20 protein-coding genes are annotated in these 18,999 nt (G+C 60.9%); 5 read left to right on the top strand and 15 right to left on the bottom strand.

The genetic code is table 11. From position 1 onward, the window contains the following. Window positions 1-6: 6 nt before the first annotated feature. The 9 genes from ACK28C_RS09095 to ACK28C_RS09055 all read right to left on the bottom strand — a co-directional run bounded on the left by ACK28C_RS09095 (window position 7) and on the right by ACK28C_RS09055 (window position 9,213). Complete coding sequence (locus ACK28C_RS09095; protein ID WP_208873862.1) at window positions 7-1,188, bottom strand: YgeY family selenium metabolism-linked hydrolase; 1,182 nt, start codon at window positions 1,186-1,188, stop codon at window positions 7-9. A 54-nt stretch (window positions 1,189-1,242) separates the two neighbouring features. After that, window positions 1,243-2,826 (bottom strand): amidohydrolase family protein, encoded by a 1,584-nt coding sequence (locus ACK28C_RS09090; protein WP_015557137.1) that lies wholly within the window; start codon window positions 2,824-2,826, stop codon window positions 1,243-1,245. A 48-nt stretch (window positions 2,827-2,874) separates the two neighbouring features. Further along, window positions 2,875-4,209 (bottom strand): TRAP transporter large permease, encoded by a 1,335-nt coding sequence (locus ACK28C_RS09085; RefSeq protein WP_015557138.1) that lies wholly within the window; start codon window positions 4,207-4,209, stop codon window positions 2,875-2,877. After that, complete coding sequence (locus ACK28C_RS09080; RefSeq protein ID WP_015557139.1) at window positions 4,202-4,735, bottom strand: TRAP transporter small permease; 534 nt, start codon at window positions 4,733-4,735, stop codon at window positions 4,202-4,204. Before ACK28C_RS09080 ends, ACK28C_RS09085 begins: the two co-directional genes overlap by 8 nt. 127 nt (window positions 4,736-4,862) lie before the next feature. Continuing rightward, entirely contained in the window at window positions 4,863-5,945 is a 1,083-nt protein-coding gene (locus ACK28C_RS09075; protein WP_015557140.1) for a TRAP transporter substrate-binding protein, read from the bottom strand. A gap of 430 nt (window positions 5,946-6,375) precedes the next feature. After that, window positions 6,376-7,041: a GntR family transcriptional regulator gene (locus ACK28C_RS09070; protein WP_015557141.1), complete on the bottom strand. Its 666-nt coding sequence runs from the start codon at window positions 7,039-7,041 to the stop codon at window positions 6,376-6,378. A gap of 303 nt (window positions 7,042-7,344) precedes the next feature. Continuing rightward, the gene (locus tag ACK28C_RS09065) at window positions 7,345-7,506 is read right to left on the bottom strand and encodes a hypothetical protein (RefSeq protein WP_208873863.1); all 162 of its coding nucleotides are present in this window, start codon (window positions 7,504-7,506) and stop codon (window positions 7,345-7,347) included. A gap of 30 nt (window positions 7,507-7,536) precedes the next feature. After that, entirely contained in the window at window positions 7,537-8,040 is a 504-nt protein-coding gene (locus tag ACK28C_RS09060) for a hypothetical protein (RefSeq protein WP_015557142.1), read from the bottom strand. A gap of 666 nt (window positions 8,041-8,706) precedes the next feature. Further along, on the bottom strand, window positions 8,707-9,213 hold the full coding sequence (locus tag ACK28C_RS09055; protein WP_208874070.1) for a hypothetical protein: 507 nt from the start codon (window positions 9,211-9,213) through the stop codon (window positions 8,707-8,709). A gap of 334 nt (window positions 9,214-9,547) precedes the next feature. Between ACK28C_RS09055 and ACK28C_RS09050 the strand changes: the two genes are divergently transcribed. Both ACK28C_RS09050 and ACK28C_RS09045 read left to right on the top strand, forming a co-directional pair. After that, on the top strand, window positions 9,548-9,952 hold the full coding sequence (locus ACK28C_RS09050) for a MerR family transcriptional regulator (protein WP_015557144.1): 405 nt from the start codon (window positions 9,548-9,550) through the stop codon (window positions 9,950-9,952). A 268-nt stretch (window positions 9,953-10,220) separates the two neighbouring features. Beyond that, the gene (locus ACK28C_RS09045) at window positions 10,221-10,667 is read left to right on the top strand and encodes a flavin reductase (protein ID WP_015557145.1); all 447 of its coding nucleotides are present in this window, start codon (window positions 10,221-10,223) and stop codon (window positions 10,665-10,667) included. Window positions 10,668-10,815: 148 nt separating this feature from the next. On the opposite strand, the gene ACK28C_RS09040 is transcribed toward ACK28C_RS09045, so the two are convergent. From ACK28C_RS09040 to ACK28C_RS09030, 3 genes are all read right to left on the bottom strand, one after another. Then, on the bottom strand, window positions 10,816-12,357 hold the full coding sequence (locus tag ACK28C_RS09040) for a cell wall metabolism sensor histidine kinase WalK (RefSeq protein ID WP_015557147.1): 1,542 nt from the start codon (window positions 12,355-12,357) through the stop codon (window positions 10,816-10,818). Beyond that, on the bottom strand, window positions 12,354-13,058 hold the full coding sequence (locus ACK28C_RS09035; protein ID WP_208873865.1) for a response regulator transcription factor: 705 nt from the start codon (window positions 13,056-13,058) through the stop codon (window positions 12,354-12,356). The genes ACK28C_RS09040 and ACK28C_RS09035 overlap by 4 nt, the downstream gene beginning before the upstream one ends. A 163-nt stretch (window positions 13,059-13,221) precedes the next feature. Beyond that, window positions 13,222-13,635: an EamA family transporter gene (locus tag ACK28C_RS09030; RefSeq protein WP_015557148.1), complete on the bottom strand. Its 414-nt coding sequence runs from the start codon at window positions 13,633-13,635 to the stop codon at window positions 13,222-13,224. 224 nt (window positions 13,636-13,859) lie between these two features. Here ACK28C_RS09030 and ACK28C_RS09025 point away from each other — a divergent pair, with 224 nt between their 5' ends. After that, window positions 13,860-14,441: a hypothetical protein gene (locus ACK28C_RS09025; RefSeq protein ID WP_015557149.1), complete on the top strand. Its 582-nt coding sequence runs from the start codon at window positions 13,860-13,862 to the stop codon at window positions 14,439-14,441. A gap of 416 nt (window positions 14,442-14,857) precedes the next feature. On the opposite strand, the gene ACK28C_RS09020 is transcribed toward ACK28C_RS09025, so the two are convergent. The 3 genes from ACK28C_RS09020 to ACK28C_RS09010 all read right to left on the bottom strand — a co-directional run bounded on the left by ACK28C_RS09020 (window position 14,858) and on the right by ACK28C_RS09010 (window position 17,103). Further along, entirely contained in the window at window positions 14,858-16,075 is a 1,218-nt protein-coding gene (locus tag ACK28C_RS09020; RefSeq protein ID WP_015557150.1) for a 6-phosphofructokinase, read from the bottom strand. A gap of 92 nt (window positions 16,076-16,167) precedes the next feature. Beyond that, the gene (locus ACK28C_RS09015) at window positions 16,168-16,710 is read right to left on the bottom strand and encodes a hypothetical protein (RefSeq protein WP_015557151.1); all 543 of its coding nucleotides are present in this window, start codon (window positions 16,708-16,710) and stop codon (window positions 16,168-16,170) included. Window positions 16,711-16,719: 9 nt separating this feature from the next. Next, complete coding sequence (locus ACK28C_RS09010) at window positions 16,720-17,103, bottom strand: hypothetical protein (RefSeq protein ID WP_208873866.1); 384 nt, start codon at window positions 17,101-17,103, stop codon at window positions 16,720-16,722. A 266-nt stretch (window positions 17,104-17,369) separates the two neighbouring features. Here ACK28C_RS09010 and speE point away from each other — a divergent pair, with 266 nt between their 5' ends. Together speE and ACK28C_RS09000 are read left to right on the top strand one after the other, a co-directional pair. Beyond that, window positions 17,370-18,236, top strand: a complete 867-nt coding sequence (gene speE, locus ACK28C_RS09005) for a polyamine aminopropyltransferase (RefSeq protein WP_409152077.1) — start codon at window positions 17,370-17,372, stop codon at window positions 18,234-18,236. Further along, window positions 18,233-18,754: a hypothetical protein gene (locus tag ACK28C_RS09000; RefSeq protein WP_208873867.1), complete on the top strand. Its 522-nt coding sequence runs from the start codon at window positions 18,233-18,235 to the stop codon at window positions 18,752-18,754. The genes speE and ACK28C_RS09000 overlap by 4 nt, the downstream gene beginning before the upstream one ends. The last annotated feature ends 245 nt before the right edge of the window (window positions 18,755-18,999 follow it).

Genomic DNA, 18,999 nt, shown 5'->3' with positions numbered 1-18,999 from the left:
CGCCCGCTATTTCAGGACGGAACGGACGATGCCCTGATATCCCCGGCAGGCCTTACAGAGCTGATCGATCTCGATGTACTCGTCGATCACGTGGGCGAGGGACTCAAGGGAACCTCCAAAGCCAACGGTCGGAATGCCCGCCTTGCCGGCGTAGTAGCTTCCGTTGGTGCAGAAGGCGTAATGGGAGAGCTGGGGGTCAAGTCCGACGGAGCGGAGTCCCTCCAGCGCAGCCTTCACAAACCAGTTGTCCTCAGGGTAGAGCCAGGCTGGGGCGTAACGCTCGGCCTCAATTTTCCTTCCGGTGTAGCACGTATCGACTCCCTTGGCGAGGCTGAGCCGGGCCTGAATCTTCGGGTTCGCCTTCACCTCGGCGTCGACGATGTCCTGAATCTGTTGAAGGACCTCTTTATCCGTCTCTCCGACGAGAAGCCGTCGGTCGAAGGTCACCCGGCAGCGTTCCGGAACGACGCTCGCTCCGGGGTAAGGACTGGAGATGATATCCGTCACTTCGAGAATTCCCCTGCCCAACACCGGCTGTTCCTTCGGCTTGAAGTTCTTTTCGATGGCCGCGAGAAGGGGGACCATCGTCTTGATCGCATTGAGTCCAACGTCGGGGTTCGAAGAGTGAGCCGCCTTGCCCCTGGTTTCAAGGACGACCTCGGCCCGCCCCCTCTGCCCCCTCTTCAGGTTCAGGGACGAGGCCTCGCCGATGATGACGCAATCCGGCCTCCACCTCTCCCCCAGCTCCTGCGAGGCCACGCCCTCGAAACACTCCTCGTGCACCCCACCGCAGACGATGAACTCCCCCGACAGGCCCTTCGGGTCCTCCTTCAGCAGCTTTGCGGCCACGATCGCCGCGGCGAGGTTGCCCTTCATGTCGCTCGTCCCCCGGCCGTAGATCCTGCCATCGACGACCTCCGCCCCAAAGGGGTCGTGGGTCCACCTGGACCGGTCCACGACGTCCACGTGGTCCATGTGCCCCTCGAAGAGGATTCTCTTTCCTCCGCCTCCAAAGGCCATTCGCCCGGACACGTTGCCGTACCCGTCGCGCTCCGTCGAGTCGAAGCCGAACTTCTTCATGTTGTCCTCTACGAAGTCCGCGACGTCCTTCTCCTGACCGGAAAGGCTCTGACGCCGGATCATGCCGCGGCACAGCTCAACCAGCTCGTCCTCCCACTGCCTTGCCACTTGATAGCCCTCCTTCTAAAAAATAAAGCTCGAAACGTCCACCTGAAGGGGACGTCACTTTTTGAACCGCAGAACCTTTCCCGCCTTGCCCTTCAGAACCTGGGAGTCCTCAACCACGGATGTCCCCCCCACGATGACGAAGGGGATTCCTTCCGAGAACTGCATGGGGTCGGTGTAGGTCGCCTTGTCGATGACCTTTTCCGGGTCGAAGACCGTGACGTCGGCGACGTAGCCTTCCTTAAGGACCCCGCGTCCCTCAAGGTGAAAGATGGAGGCCGGCCGGGAGGTCATTTTTCTGATCGCCTCGGGCAGGGTCATCAAGCCGAGCTCCCGCACGTAGTGGCCCAGAATGCGGGAGAAGGTCCCGTAGACCCTGGGGTGGGGCTGGGCTCCCAGGATGCCGTCCGTACAGGGATTCTGGAGGTGATGGGTCATGATCGTCCGGACGTGTTCCTCAAGACCGTAAAAATCGACAAGCCCCACGGCCAAGTCCTCCTGAAGCAGCAGATCGAAGGCAGCGTCAAGGGGCTCCCTGCCTCGGATCTCTCCGATCTCAATCATGTTCTTTCCGACGAGGTCGGCATTTTTGGGCGTCTTGACGAAGGTGACCAGGATGTTTTCCATCCCCGCGAAGTCGATGAAGTTATCCCAGCCGGGGATCCCGTTCACGATATCCCGCTTCATCCTCTGCCGCTCCGCTTCGTCTGCGAGGCGAAGGAGGCATTGGTCAGCGCCTCCATCGTGGGCCCAGGGCGGCAGGATCACGCTGAAGGTCGTGCTCCCCGCTCCGTAGGGGTATTGGTCGAAGGACAGCTTGATGTCCCTTTCTCCCTCATCAAGCTTTTTCATGACGGCGTCAAAGAGGTGGGCGTTCTTTTTTCCACAGACTTTGAAGTGGGAGAAATGGACGGGACATCCTGATTTTCGACTGATGCGGAAGACCTCGTCCATGGACTCAAGGATCGTGTCAGCCTCGCTCCTCTGGTGGATGACGAAGGGCAGGTCGTACTTCGCGAGGACGGAGGTGACCTGGGCGATCTCATCCTCCTCCATGTAGCTGCTGGGCGGATAGATCAGGCCTGTGGAAAGTCCGACCGCTCCGGCTTCAATGCACTTCTCCAGGAGGTCCTTCATCATGGAGACCTCACTTGGGGTCGCCTTACGATTGCTCAATCCCATGACGCACATGCGAAGGTTTCCCGTAGGGGCAAGATAGGCCAGGTTGGGGCCCAGGTCCATCGCATCCAACGCTTTCATGTACTCCGCTGCGCTCTCCCACCTCCACTCGACGGGATACTGCCCTTCAAGCCCTGCCATCGTCTTCTGCCATGTGCTGACGTACCGGGGCAGAACCGGAGCCAGGGACATGCCGTCCTGACCGATGACGTCCGTCGTGACGCCCTGAGTCGTCTTGTTGGTGATGCCGGGCTCCACAAGGGCCACCAGGTCGGAATGGCTGTGGGTGTCGATAAAGCCGGGCGCCACGGCGAGGCCCTTCGCGTCGATGACCTTCGCGGCATCAGCGTCGGGTTCTCCGACCTTCGCGATGAGGCCATCCTTTATGGCGATATCGGCCTTGAAGCCTTCCCGTCCCGTGCCGTCGTAGCAAACTCCACCTTTGATCAGCAAGTCATACATCGAAAAACCTCCTGTAACAGGCCCCAAAAAGACGGGGCAGAAAACCGCTCACCACGTTCCGACGACGGAGGCCCCCAGAAGGACCTGGGGAAGCCAGCAGGAGAGAAATGGAATGTAGGTCGTCAGGAGGAGGACGGGGATGGAGACGTAGAGCAGGAAGGGCATCATCGCACGGGTCAGCTTCGCAGCCGGAACGTTCGCGAGGCGGGAGCCGACAAAGATCGACATGGCAAAGGGCGGGGTCATGACGCCGATGCCGACGTTGACCGTCATGATGGCGCCCAGGTGGACCAGGTTGACGCCGAGTTCCTGCATCAGGGGCAAAACCAGTGGGACGACCAGGACAAGGATGGGAATTCCATCGAGGAACATTCCAAGGAAGAGAAGAAAAGCGTTAATCATCAGAAGGATCATAGCCTTGCCCTCGAAGAGCGACATCATCGTCATGGCCACTTCCTGAGCGACCCCCTGTCGGGTGAGGTATCGGGTCAGGATCGTGCCTCCGGCCAGCAGAAGGGTTGTCATCCCAAAGGTCCCGATGGTGCTCGACAGAGCCGCTCTGAGGCGCTCCAACGTCAGCTCGCGGTAGGCCAGCCAGCCCACCAGGAGACAATAGATCGCGGCGACGCCTCCGGCCTCGTTGGGAGTGAAGATGCCGCCGTAGATGCCGACCAGGATCAGGAGCGGGCAACCAAGGGCAGGGATGGCCAGCCAGCCGGTGCGCGCGATCTCCTTCAGAGCCCCGGAGAAAGTGGCTGGGAGCTCCGGAGTTTCATCGCTGTTGACCGTGTACTTGTCCACAACAAAGTAGTTGAGGACGGCGTAGCCGATAGCGAGGAGGAGCCCCGGAAAGACCGTCGCGAGGAACAGGGCCGCAACGGACTGCCCGGCCAGAAGGCAGTAGATCATGGCGGGGACACTTGGGGGGATCAGGTAGCCGAGGTAACTTGACGAACAGAGAATAGCGGTCGTGTAAACTCGGTCATAGCCGAATTTTTCGAGCTTCGGGACGAGAAGGGGGATCAGAGCCGCGATGCAGGGGACGGATGAGCCGGTCAGGGCGCCCATGAAGACCGAGGCCACGATCCCGACGGCCGTCAGACCTCCCTTGAGGCGTCCCACAAGGGCGTAAGAAAAGTTGACGATCCTGTCCGCCAGCCCCGCTTCATTGATCAGGGCTCCCGTGAAGACGAAAAAGGCGATCGCCATGATGGTGGCTGAATCGAGGGAGTGGAAAAACGCATTGGCCACAAATCCGGCGGAGGTTCCCGTCACGGTCAGGCCGAGTATCGTTGCTCCGATGAAGACCCACCCGATGGGAAGCCCGATGAGAAGTCCCACCAGGAAACTGACCAGGGTCGTCATCGTTCCGAAATCAATCATCGCGGCTCACCGTCTTTTCGTTTTGTTCGAACCAGAGGCTCTTTCGGATCAGGAAAACGTCCTCACAGATATGCCATGCGTAGTGGAGGGCAACGAGGACGACCATCGCTCCCATGGCATAGACGAGCCAACTCATGTTGAACCAGCGCACGAGGGTGGCGTATTCCGGGTACTGAAAGGAGCGTTTGACGACCTTCCATGTGGCAGGCGCCATCGACAGCACCATCACGACGGTGACAACGCTTTTAAAGATGTCATAGAGCGCCTTTTTCCTCTCGTTTCCCTGCGCTATGGCATCCGGGAGGATATCCACGCAGATATGGGTTTTGAGCGCAGCTCCGTAGGAGATCGCGACATAGATCGTAAAAATGAAGATGAAGAGGGCCATATCGCCAATCCACATGATCTCGTAATGCAGCCAGTAGCGGTTCAACACTTGACAGAAGGTGAGGATAACCGAAAGGCTGAGGCCTGCCGCGCCCAGAAAAAACTCCAGGCGCCGGAGGTTCTCGAAGAATCTTTTCATCCGTCTACACCTTTCTTTGTCTCGCAGTCTCGAAAAGGAAGGGCGGAGGGCCCTTCGGGTCACTCCGCCAATTCATCACGGTGCCCCACACGACATCACGAAGTCGAAGAGTTCCTCCGCTTCCATACTATTGGGGCATCTTTTTCCCGGCCAGGACCTTCTCGCGGTTCTCCGCGAGGGCATCCAGGATCCTCTGGGTCATGTTCTGGCCGGGGAAGTGCTTGTCGAGCCAGGGAGCGCAGAGCTCCTGCCAGTTTTCGAGGTTTTTTGCCCTCTCGCGGAACAGAGCTCGCTCTTCTTCCGTCGGGTAATAGATCTCGAAGTCCGGCAGCTTTTCCAGGAAGGCTTTGAACTTAGCCTCCTCTTCCTCTTGAATGCGGTACTGGTCGGCCTCGGCCTCGTCGGCGGCCTTCTGGATCGCCGCCTTCAGGTCGCCAGGCAGGGAATCCCAGAGCTCGCGGTTGATGACGACCTGGTTGGCGTCCCACATCCAGTCGAGGGAGGTGTAGTACTTCATGACCTCACAGTGACGCTCTTCGACGAGGGAGGGCCACATGTCCCAGCAGCCGTCCACCACGCCGCGAGAGAGGGCGTTGTAGAGGTCGCCCCAGGGCACCGTCTCGACCGTCATGCCCGTGCCTTCCGCCATGTTCTGGAGCCCGCGGACACAGCCAAGGGATGAGGAGACTCGCATCTTTAGGGCCTTAAAATCCTCCGGCGTCCTGATGGGACGAACCCGGTTTCCAATTCCGTAGGACCCCTGAGACACGGTGAACAGGATGTGCACTCCAACTTCCTTCATAGCCTCCTCCAGAGGAACGAAGAGACAGCCGTCCGGTCGTGAGAAGGCCATCTTGCACTCCTCCCAGGACTCGACCGTCCAGGGCATCCAGTTGAACATCCCGCCGGGGACGAGGTTGACGTAGGGAGCGAACCCGCACATCTGGACCTCCCCGTCCTGCACGGCGTGGAAGATTTCATCGAGCGTTCCGAGCTGGTTGTCGGGAAAGAACTCGACCTCGATGCGACCATCGCTGTACTTCTTGATGAGGTCACAGAAGAGGCGATAGGACTTTCCCTGCGAGGCACGAACGGAGGTCTGACCAAAGCGCCACTTGTACTCCGGCTCCGCGAACACCGCAGCAGCATGGAGGACCATCAAAAAAACGACTCCGGCTAAAACCTTCCTCAAAACACGCACGTTCCACATCACTGAAAACCCTCCTGTCTTTGAAATTCGGCCCTCCTGAGACCTCCGTCAGAGGATAGGCCGAGTTTGACCCCGCGGTGCAGGGTCAGTAGAGCACAGAATTGAAGTAGGCTTTGCGCTTCGACGCTCCGCGATCCCGCTTCGGCACCTTCCGAATCCCCTCGGAAACGTCTCTGTAATCTGCTCCTCATCAATCCGTCGCGTCATCGTCCGTCGTCGATCAAGAGAATCGGATGCAATATATTGCATATTATTGGTGCCCTTAAAATACACCCTGACGCCCGTTCTGTCAAATTGAAAACGTGAGAAACGTTGATTTTTAGGATCATCGTCTAAAGAAGGGGCATCGACAAGTGCGCTCATGAGCAAAAGTCCGGCGTCGGTGACACGAAAGGACGCTGTGGAGAAGGAAGTCCCGGAAGCTGGGGCTTCACAGCATCTTCTGGAGACGCCTGCGGTAGAATCCGAGCCAGTTTTCCTCTGCGGCACGAGCGCTCTCTTCATCGTCCCGCACCTCCAGGGCCCTGATGAGGGCCTCGTGCTCCCGCACGGACTCCATGCGGTCGGTCCCCTCGCGGAAATACAAGTTTTCGTAACGGTTGGAGTGCATGGTCAAATTGAGGACCGCATCCGATATGTAAGGGTTGTCCGCCATCTTTAAGATGAACTTGTGAAAGACGTTGTCGAGGTTCGATAGTCGGTCGTGTTCTCCAGCCGCGACAGCCCTTTCAAAATCCCCGTTCAGCTCCCGCAGCCTGGCGATGTCACCCTTTTTCTGCTTCTGACAGGCAAGCTTCGCAGCACAGCCGGACAGGGAGGACAGAGCCTCGTAAATAGAATAGGCCAAATCGCCATTGAGAGGGGAAACGTGGGTTCCGCGAGAGGGCTCCACCCGAACGAACCCCTGTTCGGACAGCAGCTGCAAAGCTTCGCGAACCGGCGTTCTGCTGACTGAAAAGTATTCAGCAACGTCCTGATCGCTGATCCTCTCCCCTGGCTGCATCGTGCCATCGACGATCCAGTCTTGAAGCTGACGGTAGACCTGCGCTCTGGCGCTCTCTCGGCTGCCTCCTGGCTTGATCTGGGGAATGGGCATCTGATGACCTCACCTGCGAAACGTTTTGGTTTTCGAGCTCACTGCTCCGTACAGTGACAGCACAAATCGGGTATTAGTATCCGCCATTGTACTCCAAAAAGCAAGGCTTGCCCGTCCTCCCCATCCGCAGTGTGCGGCAACTTCAGCGGAAACGAAACGCGCCTGCAAAGACTTAAGGAAACACTGACTGGGTCGTCGAGGACGGTCAACCACATGCAACGTGGTCCTCGAATCGAGGACCACGTTGCTGCCGCTTCAACCTTTTCCGAGACGATCGACGGCGAACTGGCGCATGCCCGAATATCACCAGCGCTCATCGCATCTGCCGTTCCCAGAAAGCCACGGCGTGATCGATCCAACCCTCCGGGTCCCCTCGCCCAGTCCAAAGCCGTGGGGAAGGCCATCGAACACCTCGATCTCCGCATCCGTTCCCTGGGCCCGTATCCTGCGCGTCCTCTCCTGCATCGTGCGGTAGGAGGCGATCCCGTCCCTCCCTCACCGCTTGTCGAGGACCTCCATGATCTCGCCGATGAACTGATAGTGCGGCGGGCGGTCCGAGTAGATCTCGCGCATGACCTCCGGGTCGATGTGGGCCGGATCGAACTGCTCCCAGTACAGCTTTCGGCAGACGAAGGTCAGGGTCGCCTCGCTGAAGACGACGCCCTCCCCGTGCCTCTCCGGCGTCAGCGAGGTCATCGTAAATTTGTCGCAATCCCGCTTCGACTTCGTTCCGAGCGTCAACAAATCCCTGCGATATTTTTCCTCAAAGAAGGAAACGGTGAAACAATCGCTTTTCAGCAGGTACTCGCTGGTGTACCGCAGAGGGTTGACGTAAATCGTCACGATCAGCCGCCCGTCGCTCCTCAATCCCCAGAGGCTGCCAAGGCTGCCCCAGCCGATGGTGCACCCGTCGAAATCCTCCAGGGTGCCCGCCGTCGCCAACCCCCATTGCTTGTCGAACATGTTGAACACGTCGTATTGCCTGTCGCGAAACTCCATAAACAGACTCCCCTTTCCTTATTTTGAAACTCCCGCTTTATACCAATTCGCGTCTAAAGGGCAAGAAAAGCCCCCCTGATGAAAAACCTAAGCGACCGACACGGCTCGTACCTCGCCAGTCGTCTGCTTATGCAAGGGGAGCTGCCCCGAAGGGGCTGGGACTGACGGCCCGTGAGCAAGGGCGAACGGCAGCCGGAAGGCTCCCCGAAGGGGAGGGGTGTTTTTCATAAGACGCGCCTGTCTGGCATTCCCCGCCAACGCCTCCACAAGGCAATCCATTGCCTTGCTTCGGCACAGCCGACCGACACGACGCCGACCGCCTGTCGGCGTCCGTAAGTCGTGTCGTCTGGCTGAGCTGCGGAAGTCCCCCGGACTTCCTTCGCCCTCAGCCGACCGACCGGTCGCCGCAATCCTCCCGAAAGATCGGCTTGCGTGAGGCCGGTCGTCTGGCTGAACCCCTCCGGTTTGCTGAAGCGAACCACCTCCCCTTTCAGGGGAGACAATCCACATTAGACGTGATTTGATATAACCTGGAAGCCGTCCACGACGATCAAAATGGGCTTGCGAGGCTGGCAAGGGTCGAGCGGCAACGTTGATCGATTTTTGAAAAAAGTAAAGAGCCGGCCGATTTTGAACGTCAGTCAGTTCTTTTTGTTTTGCTGTATATCAAATAATACCGTCCAATTCCAGCCGTAATCGGTAGAAAGGCTTCAACCATGCGGGCTGCTGTTCGGTCTCGGAAACAATCTTATGCAATCGCCTTTTCCCGACTCTTTTGTCCAAAATGGCGAAGAGCCGCACTACAGGGTCAGGAGACTGCAAGCTGTCGTCGATGCCGCTGTTTTGGTAACTATGAAAAGCATTGTAAAAAGCAAATCGGTCGAAGCCGCCCTTATTTAAGGCTTCAAGCTCTATCTGTTCTCCGCATTCCGAATATTCCGTATGTCTGCCTTTGCTTGCGTCAATTTCGCTCCATGCTTCATGGCGCTTTATCTCCCCGTCGTAGAAGTTGGACTTGAAAATCTCGTTTCCGTCAAGACGGACGGCAACGCGCCCCTCCTGGTCGTGGGATTCTCTATACCGAGTAACAAAATACTGTACCCGCCCCTTGAGGGAATCGCAAATATTCTCATCTTCCAATACTTTACGCATCGCGCTCAAAGAAAGTCCCATGGGGTGCCTCCCTGTGTTAAGCATGGTCCCGGTGACGCCAAGCTCCCGAAGGCGCATCACGACCCCGAGTTCCTTCATACGATATCTTTAAGCCGTTCCCCGGTTTCGCATATTCCATCGCCATTGCCTCCCAGTATAGCTGAAATCGCCTCGGATTTGAGCCCCCGTCGGGCCCAATCGCGTCATTGCTTGAGAACGGATGCTGCAATCCCAACAGCCGAGCGGCAACTTGGCAACTTGAGTAGATATAACGGCTCCCGGTCATAACAAAGATTCTACAAACCGATTGTTGCCATCGGTCAACTGTGCTTTTACGTAAAACGGGGGAGAGAAGATGGTCTACACGATGACGCAGGCCTGCGAGGAGACGGGAATGACCTATCAGGGCCTGAAATTTTACTGCAACGAGGGCCTTGTGCCCAACGTGAAGCGGGACGGGAGAAACAGGAGGGTTTTTGACGAACGCGACCTTGCGTGGATCAAAGGGTTGAGCTGTCTCAGGGATTGCGACATGAGCATCAAGGAGATGAAGAGATACCTGGAATTGTGCCTCCAGGGAGTCTCCAGCATTCCGGAGCGGAAAAACCTGCTCGAACAAAAAAGGAGGAGGCTTGTGGAGCGCATGGCGGCCCTGGAGAACTCGATCCAATACATCGACGCAAAGCAACGATTCTACGACGAGGTCCTCTCCGGAAAAAGGGCGTACGTCAGCAATCTGGTCCCGGCAGGAGAGCCGTAGGGGGCCGGACCACCTCCGGAAGACAACGCAGGACGCGAATTTTCGCAGTCCTCCTTCTCCGCACGGCGTTCTATAGTGGGCCATGCCTTTCAGGCATTCCTGAAGCTGCACTTTAGGCATTTGACCTATGTCCTGGGAACGTTTATCGTATGGACAGCGAGGGTGGCAATCCCAAAACGGGGAGAAAGGGTCGATATCCAGGCGTTGTTTTCAAGGCATGGCGGGAGGCAAAAGCGCCGCTCCGAAGCCCAACACACAGGAGGTCAAAATGAAAAAAACACCGATACTCGCGCTGACCGCGCTTCTTGCGGGAATCCTGTCCTTCGGCTCCGCCATGGCGGCGCCGACAAACGCAACGGAGGTTACGGACATGAAGAACACAGCCATTCAGGAACTCACGAACGACAGCCGCGTATTCGCAAAGGATCCGTCCATTCAGGTCAGGAGCGCTCACGTAAACGCCCCTGTCATCAAGGAGTTCCCTGTCGCGATGGAGTGCGAGCTGCTGGAGATCGTGGACACCGAGAACCTTCACTGCGTCATTGGGAAGATCGTCGGCGTCAGCGCGGACGAGAAGGTCCTGGATTCAAAGGGGAAGGTCGATCCGGCGAAGCTGAACGCCTTTGCCTTCGACCAGTTTCAGAACGGCTATTACAAGATTGGAGAAAAGGTCGGACAGGCCTGGAAGGCCGGTGCGGGGTTGATGAGAAAGTAAAGGATGGACTGCACGGGACCAGTCTGGCGTCCACCGTTCGAGGCAGGGTCCCCGTTCAAAAAGACGGAGGAGGCGTTGAAGGAAATCCCCGCCCATCACTCGGAACGCCAGGCCGACAAGGGGCGCGAAGGGCTCTGAGCTGCACCGTCTATCTGAATGGCAACTCAGGGCCCTTCGCGCTCTCCGCCTCGTCCATCGAGTTCGTTGATCGTGCCGCCTGTCCCTCCACAGCCGGCAGCGTCACGGTGAAGCAACTGCCGACTCCGCTCTCGCTCTCAACGCCTATCGTCCCGCCGTGGGCCTCCACCACCGCCCGCGCAATGGACAGCCCGACGCCCCGTCCCCCCGTCACACGGGCGCGGGACTCGTCCGCCCGGTAGAAGCGGTCGAAGACGTGGGGCAGGTCCTGAGGGGATATTCCACTCCCCGAATCCTGCACCTCAATCACAGCCTCATCCCCCCGACGCCGGAGCCGAACCTCGACCCATCCTCCCTTCGGGGTGTAGCGCAGGGCGTTGGACAACAGGTTGTCCATCACATGACGAAAGCGGTCCTCGTCCACCTCGGCGTGCAGGCTTGGGGCAAGGGACCGGCGAAGCGCCACGCCGGTCCTTCCAAAAAGCGGACGGAACGCATCCAGCACCGAGGAAAGAAACGCGGACAGATCAACCGGCTCAGGCTTGATGGCGACGGCGTCTCCTTCCATGCGCGTCACGGATTCCACGTCCCGAATCAGGCCGCTCAGGCGCTCCATCTCCGACACACAAAGCGCCAGCCGCTCCGGACTGGCCTCCCACACCCCGTCCGCGATGGCTTCGATCTGGCTTCGAACCACCGTCAGCGGCGTCCGAAGCTCGTGAACCACGTCCGTCATCAGCCGTTGACGAAGCCTTTCCTGCTCCGCCAAGGAGCGCCCCAATTCCTCCACGCCACGGGTGAGGTCATCCATCTCCCGAATGCCGGAAGGCTTTGCGGGCTTGAGGTCGTACTCCCTGCGACAAATGCGCTTCGTGCGCTCCACCGCCCTGGCAACAGGGCGGCTCAATCGCCCCGCCACCATATACCCCAAGCCACAGGCCACCAGGATCATCACCAAGGTCCCGGCAAGCGTGTAGGAGGTCAGATGGGAAACGAACGCCCGTTCAAACCGGCCTTGAGGAACGCGCACGTCAGCGTCCAGGACGCCGATCACCCGTCCCTCCGAGGTGAGCTGAATGACCATCCGTCCCTTCGATCCGGAGCCCTCATCGAGGGGCGACAGCGCCGTCGAGGAGTGACCGTGCGCTTGCGACAGCTCCCCCATCACATGCCCTGAGTGGCCGGTTTCCCGCGCCCGCCCCTTCGCCCCATGGCCTTCGCCCCTGGCGTGCATGCCACTCGGTCCGGCAGCGCAGACCACCCGCCCCTCCTGGTCCCGCAGCGCGATGTTGACCGCGCCCCACCGCGCCGGCAGGCTCAGGACGTCCATGACGCGCGCCCGATCCCAACTGCCGGTTTCCCGATACAGGTCCTCAAGGGAACGGGCCAGCAAGTCCAGCGCCGCCTGACGTCCCTGTCGCTGGTACTCCTGAAAACTTGCATGGCTGAAGAGCATCCCAAGGAGCGGCACCACGACCCCGCTGAAGATCGCCAGGAGCACGTACAGCCACATCAGGTGAGAGCGGAGGGAACGTCCTCTCGCGGACGTCATGGGCGGTCCTCCCCCGCATCATCCAGGCGATATCCGAAGCCGTACACCGTGCGAATCCAGCCGTTCTCATGCCCCGGCTCGGCCAGCTTCTTCCTGATGTTCTTGACGTAGGTGTCCACCGTCCGATCAAAACCGTCGTAGTCGTCGCCCAACGCTGCACGGATGATGTCATCTCGAGACCAGGTGCGAACGGGACGTGAGGCCAGCGTCTGGAAGATGAGAAATTCGCTGCGGGTCATGGGGACGGGCACGCCGTCCTTTCGGACCTCCACCCTGTCCGCATCGACCTCGATGCGTCCGCCCGCACAACGGACCGGTACCGAAGGCCCCGGCGTCCCAACCGCCGCCGGGCGAAGCTGGGCACGAATACGGGCCATCAGAACCCTTGGGCTGAAGGGTTTAGAAACGTAATCGTTCGCTCCCCCATCCAAGCCCGCGACGACATCGGACTCCGAGCTCTTTGCCGTCAGCATGATGATAGGGACGGAGGCCGAGCGAGCCCGGATGCGCCGGCACACCTCCTCGCCGCTCACTCTCGGCAGCATGAGGTCCAGCACCACCAGGTCAGCCCCCTCGCTGTCCCATAGCTTCAGCGCGGTTTCTCCGTCGGGGGCGCAGCGCGTCTCATATCCCTCGCGCTCTGCGTAGGCAGCGACCACCTCCGCGATCATCGGTTCATCCTCAACGATCAACAGCCTCAACGCGCACACCTCCGGCAATTTCCGCTTAAAATCACTGACGATCATATGGTAAAACATAAAGGCGAAGAAAATATGAACGTGCCGGAAACGGAGGCAGAGGAGCCTAAGACGACGCCTCCACGGCCAGGCCGGTCGGGACACCGGCGCCTTGGTCCCTGAACCGCTACAGGATCATCACGAAGGTCCCCGCTGCAATCAGGGCCGCCCCGACGAGCGTCTTGACCGCAACCTCCTCGTGCAGCAGGAAGAAGGCCATCGCGATCGTGATCACGATGCTGAATTTGTCCACCGGCGCAACCTGCGATACCCTGCCCAACTGCAGGGCGCGGTAGTAGAACAGCCAGGACGCCCCCGTGGCCAGGCCGGACAGGATCAGGAAGACCCAACCCCGACGGTTGATCTCAGTCAGGCCGCTCTGCGCGCCGGTGAGCCAGACGATCCCCCAGGACATCGTCAGCACGACAGTCGTCCGGATCGCCGTCGCCAGGTTGGAGTTCACCCCCCTGATTCCGACCTTGGCCAGGATGGACGTCGCCGCGGCGAACGCAGCGGAGAGCATTGCGTACACGAACCACATCAAAAGATTCCTCCAATCCACAGGCTGCACCCACCGGGCATACGGATTCTGCCCCTTGCGGCCCCTGTCGAGCCTCGGTTCAAATTCCACATTTTCTCCGCAAACTGCCCATATTCTCTCCATATTGTAGCCGTATCCTTAAACCGTTCAAGCCCCTGCAGCCCGCACGGGGACGACGGGGGCTCAAGGAACGCGAAAGCAATTAATTTAAGGAGGACGTTGTCATGAAGGCAAAGAAAGCGATCATCACCCTGTTGGTTCTGGGATCCGTCGGCTTGGCCGGCGCGGCGCTGGCCAGGGGGTACTGCGGGCATGGGCGGGCTGTCGCACCCTACTGCCCTCCGGCGCAGGAAGGGCACTGGGGACAGAACCCCGCTGCCGGTCCGGGCTGCGGGTGGCAGGGCGCGCGTCCCGACGCCTGCTGGGGCAGGCAGGACAGCTCCTGCTTCGGCGAGGCGACAGACGGATGGTGCGGGGGCCCCGCCCGTTGGGGCAGGAACGGCGGCCGGGGGGCCCACAGGGGATGGGTCATGGACCTGCCCCAGGAACTTAAGGAGAAGGCCAGGTCGCTGGAGAAGCTGCGCATCGACCTCGACTACGCCCTTGCCTCAACCCCCATCGACCGACCAAAGGCCCTTGAGCTCTACGGCCAGATCCAGAAGCTGAGGGACGAACTCCAGACGGCAGCCTTCACCAGGCGGTTGGACCGGATCGAGGAGACCGCAGCTCAGCGCAGACTGAACAGCACGGTCAAGCCCGGAGCCCCTGCCCAGGGGACGACCGGTGACGCTGCGCCCGCAAAGTAGTTTCATACCAATTCGCGTTTAAAGAAGGGCAAGAAAGGCCCCCCTGCAAGGGGGGCTGCCCCGAAGGGGCTGGGACTGACGGCCCGTGAGCGCCAGCGAACGGCTGCCGGAAGGCTCCCCGAAGGGGAGGGGTGTAGGGGCAGCGAGTGTCTTTCATAAGACGCGCCTGTCTGACATTCCCCGCCAACGCCTCCACAAGGCAATCAATTGCCTTGCTTCGGCACAGCCGACCGACACGACGCCGACCGCCTGTCGACGTCCGTAAGTCGTGTCGTCTGGCCGAACCCCTCCGGTTCGCTGACGCGAACCACCTCCCCTTTCAGGGGAGGCAATCCACATTAGACGCGATTTGGTATCAGGAAAGCGAACGACAGGCCCCGGATCGGGGCCTGTCGTTCGAGTCCGTTACGGAGGCGTTACAAAAAGCGCTCCACCTCGCCCTTCTGCTCCTCGATCACCGGTTCGTAGTGCTGCGGGGTCCGGCCGAAGCAGATGTCCATCTGCTCGTAGAAGGTGACGTCCTCGAGGCTGACGGGACGCGGCACAATGGCGTCAGCGGTCGGCATGTAGCGGATGCGCCCCTTGTAGACCTCCACCACCGTCACGCCGCTGATCCCCTCGTCCAGCAGGATGACCGCCGACGCGCCGATCTGCTTGCCGAAGTTGACGTCGTAGGACGACGTGGAGCCGCTGCGCACGATGTGGCCGGGGATGACCTCGCGAATCTCCGGAATCTCGAAGACTCCGGGGACGTACATTCCGGAGACCTTCATGAACTGGTGGATCTGGGGGTCCTCCCGCATCATCGCCTCGAGGCGCGTGCGGATGTAGCGCCCCGCGCCGGCCAGACGCACGTGGCCGAAGGAGTCCGTGCTGTCCCCGCTGTCGGAGAAGTACTTTCCGTCCTCGCCCTTCACCCCCTCGGCGACCACCATGACGTAGGTGCCCGAATGGACGTCGGAATTCAGGATGCGCCGGATGTAGTAGTGCTTCAGGTGCTTGTAGATCGCGTCGAAATCCGCCACGATCTCAGGGATCAGGATGCAGTCCGCATCGGCCGCGATGCCGCCGCGAAACGCCGTGTGCCCGGCGTAGCGCCCAAAGACCTCCACGATCATGATGCGGTTGTGGGTCTTGCCCGTCGTCTTCAGGTCCTCCACGATGCGCGCGATCTTGTTGATGGCGGAGTCGCCGCCCACGGAGTAGGTCTGCAGGTCCAGGTCCATGGTCTTCGGCGCGTGAACACAGGGAATTCCGTGCTCCGCCAGGTCCACCACGACGCTGCCCGTGTCGTCGCCGCCTGAGATCAGCAGGCCGTCCAAGTTGAACTTGCGCAGTCCCAGCAGGATGCGGTTGTACTTGTCCGGGTCCGGTATCTTCGATATCTTCACCCGGCTGTGACCGGCGTCGCTGCCGGCAAAGGCGGAGTTGACGTGGTCCGTGCGCTCCTCGTCCAGGAACACCAGACGGTCGAAGTCCACCAGGTTGTAGAGCCCCGCGTAGCCGTTGGGGACGATGTACGCCCCGATGCCCCGCTGCATCGCCGTCTTGGCCGCGCCACGCACGACGGCGTTCAGCCCGCCGCAGTCGCCGCCCGACGTGATGATGCCGATGTTCTTCATTTTCTTTCCCATTGACAAAGCCCCCAAACGCGCCCCTTCAGGGCACAAAATTCAGGTTTTCTCATGCAGGACACTATTTTATCCTAATTCTTCGGCGGAAAGAATCAGTCCCATCGGGAATATCGGTACTCCAGGTGAATGGGGCGGTCCCTGATCGACGGCCCCGGAAAGCGAACCGCCGTCTCCGGGTTGTAGGTCAGCACAACGGAGGTCCACCGGTCCGGCGTCCAGGTGCAGCGCAGCATGATCTTCCCCTCCGCCCAGGTGTTGGGCAGGGGCCGCTCCTCCGTCCTGCCGAACCGGCCGTTGTACGCCTGCATCAGCACCGTGTAGAGCCGCTCATCCTCCTCCCTGCCCACGGTCTGCAGGTACAGGGCCTTGGACTTCAGCCCCTTCCTGCCGTGGAAGGAAAAGACGAACAGGGCCGGACGCCCCTCAAACAGCCCTTCCATGGAGAGGTAGTCCCCGTCCTGGGCCTTCGCGGTCGCCCCGCTCCGCTCCATGCGCAGCTTCGTCCGATTGAAGGGGTGGCCGAAGGGCAGGGACATGAAGGCGTCCGCGCTGTTCGAGAGCGCCTCGGCAGCCCCCGCGGCCAGCACCGCAAGACACGCCGCGGCGAAGAGCACCAGGGTCCTCGTCCTTTTCATGTCCGCCTCCTAACGAGTCCTCTGTCGGAACTCCCACACCAGAAGCGACGCCGTGGAGGCATCTTCCCCGCTGCCCTCCGTAAAGACGCCCCGAAGGCGCCGCGTGGAGCGCCGGCCGATCCGCTCCGGCAGGATCTCCGCCCTCGCCACGACGCGCTTCCGGCGGTCCAGGAAGAGCATCGTGCCGCCGAAGATCACGTTTTCCCTCGTCCCGTTGGTGATGTTCACGTCCAGGTGGCCCCAGAAGCAGGCCATCCCGTGAAAGGAGAGCCCCGGTCGTCCCGCGATGCCGCCCTCGCGGATGAAGGCCCGCGCGGTCCCGCAGGCCAGGGCCAGCAGGAGCGCCGCAGCGAACAGCACGGCCCCGCGCCGACCGGGCGTCTGTCGTCTCAAGAGCAAAACCTCCCCTCCAAGTGAGAAAACCCACGCCCGCCAGGGCGGGCCCGAACCGATCGAACGCCACTATTATTGTAACTCAAATTTAACGTGCAAGGCGCTTGCCCCTTGAATTGAATCGGGAAGGCGGGGCCGGAGGCTCAGGCGCCGGCCCCCGGCCGGCGGCGCTTGCGCGGCGCAGGCGGTTCATGGTACGCTATGCCCATACGCTCAAGCGCAGGGGGCCGCGCCCCCGAACGATCTTACGACCAGGAATGGAGGGGATGGACATGGGCGACGCGCCCGTGACGAGAGCCAGGCGGACGAACGATCTGTGGCTGACGGAGGAGAGCAGCGAGGGCCTGCGCCTGTCGCTGAAGGTGACGGACGTCCTGCACCGCGAGCGAACGAAGTGGCAGGACATCCTGGTGGTGGACACGCCGGAGTACGGCCGCACCCTCATGCTGGACGGGGCGTTTCAGCTGACGGAGCGGGACGAGTTCACCTACTCGGAGATGATGGCCCACGTGCCCCTTTGCTCCCACCCGGACCCGAAGCGCGTCCTGATCGTGGGTGGCGGCGACGGGGCCATTCTGCGGGAGGTGCTGAAGCACCCCGGCGTCGAGCGGTGCACGCTCATCGACATCGACGAGCGCGTCATCGCTGCGTCGAAGGAGTGGCTGCCCACCGTCGGCTGTGCGCTCTCGGACCCCAGGGCGGACGTGCGCTGCATGGACGCGATGGAGTACCTCCGCACGACCTCCGACCGGTTCGACGTCGCCATCGTGGACGGCACCGACCCCGTGGACTTCGCCGCGGGGCTCTTTCAGTCGCCCTTCTACCGGGACCTGAAGGCCGTCCTGAACGAACGGGGCATGATGACGGAGCTGACGGAGTCCCCCTTCACGGACACGGCGCTGATGCGCCAGGCCCTCCGCGAGATGCGGGCCGTCTTCCCCGTGGTGCGCACGTACTGGGGCGTCGTCCCCACCTACCCGTCCGGCATGTGGACCTACGGCGCGGCCTCCCTGTCGGCCGACCCGGCCACGCCCCTGCGGGAGGTGAGCGGCACGCGCTGGTACACGAACGCCATCCATCGCGCCGCCTTCATCCTGCCGCCGTTTCTCGAGGAGTTGATCCGCGAAAATTGAAAGATCTGCTGCGACATCCGCTGGAAACGCTCTCCCTGATCCTTGCGCTGGCCGCGGCGCTCGCCGCCTGCCGGAGCGCGGCGGCGGCGCAGGACGGGGATCGATACCTGCCGGCGTTCCAGGACGACCGGATGGGCCTCTACTTCCTGGACACGGAGACGATCCAGCGCCAGGAGGGCGGAGACGTCTTCCTGTTCCGCTACAAGAGCGTCATCAGCTGGCGTTATCGGGACAAGCTGCTGCAGAGGACGCGGGACGAGAGGGAGCGCGAAAAGATCAGGCGATGGGCCTACAGCATCGTGAGCCTGTTCTACCGGCCGGAGGACCGCACGGCCCGCTTTGCCGTCACCGCGACCTTCACCAAGACGGACAAGCTCCTGACCCGAACGCCCTGCGACCAGCCCTTTACGCCCGTCTCCCGTTCTCCCGCCGTGGAGGCCCTGTGCGACGCGCTGATGCGGTTCGTCGCCGCCCACCCCGAAGCCGTGCAGGTCCTGCCCCGACCGGCCGGGAGGTGAAACTGAAGACCCCGCTTCGATCCAAAGACTGAGGCGGGGTCAAAGGCGACCGTCCCGGGATTCGGCAACGACTTCCCGCGGCCAGACCGTTCAAAAATTCCAGGCCGTGTTCGCTCAAAAACATTGCCAAAGGGGTTCAAGGCATGTCAAAATAGTTGTATGATATTGCAGGGTCGAGATCGTCAGGCGCAATACGAGCGTCTACATGGGCCGATGGTACAGGTCCGGCGTTCCGGACGGAGGCC

It is taken from the genome of Fretibacterium fastidiosum (genome assembly GCF_964642095.1).
Lineage (GTDB): Bacteria > Synergistota > Synergistia > Synergistales > Aminobacteriaceae > Fretibacterium > Fretibacterium fastidiosum.
This window is presented reverse-complemented; position numbering and strand designations above follow the sequence as displayed.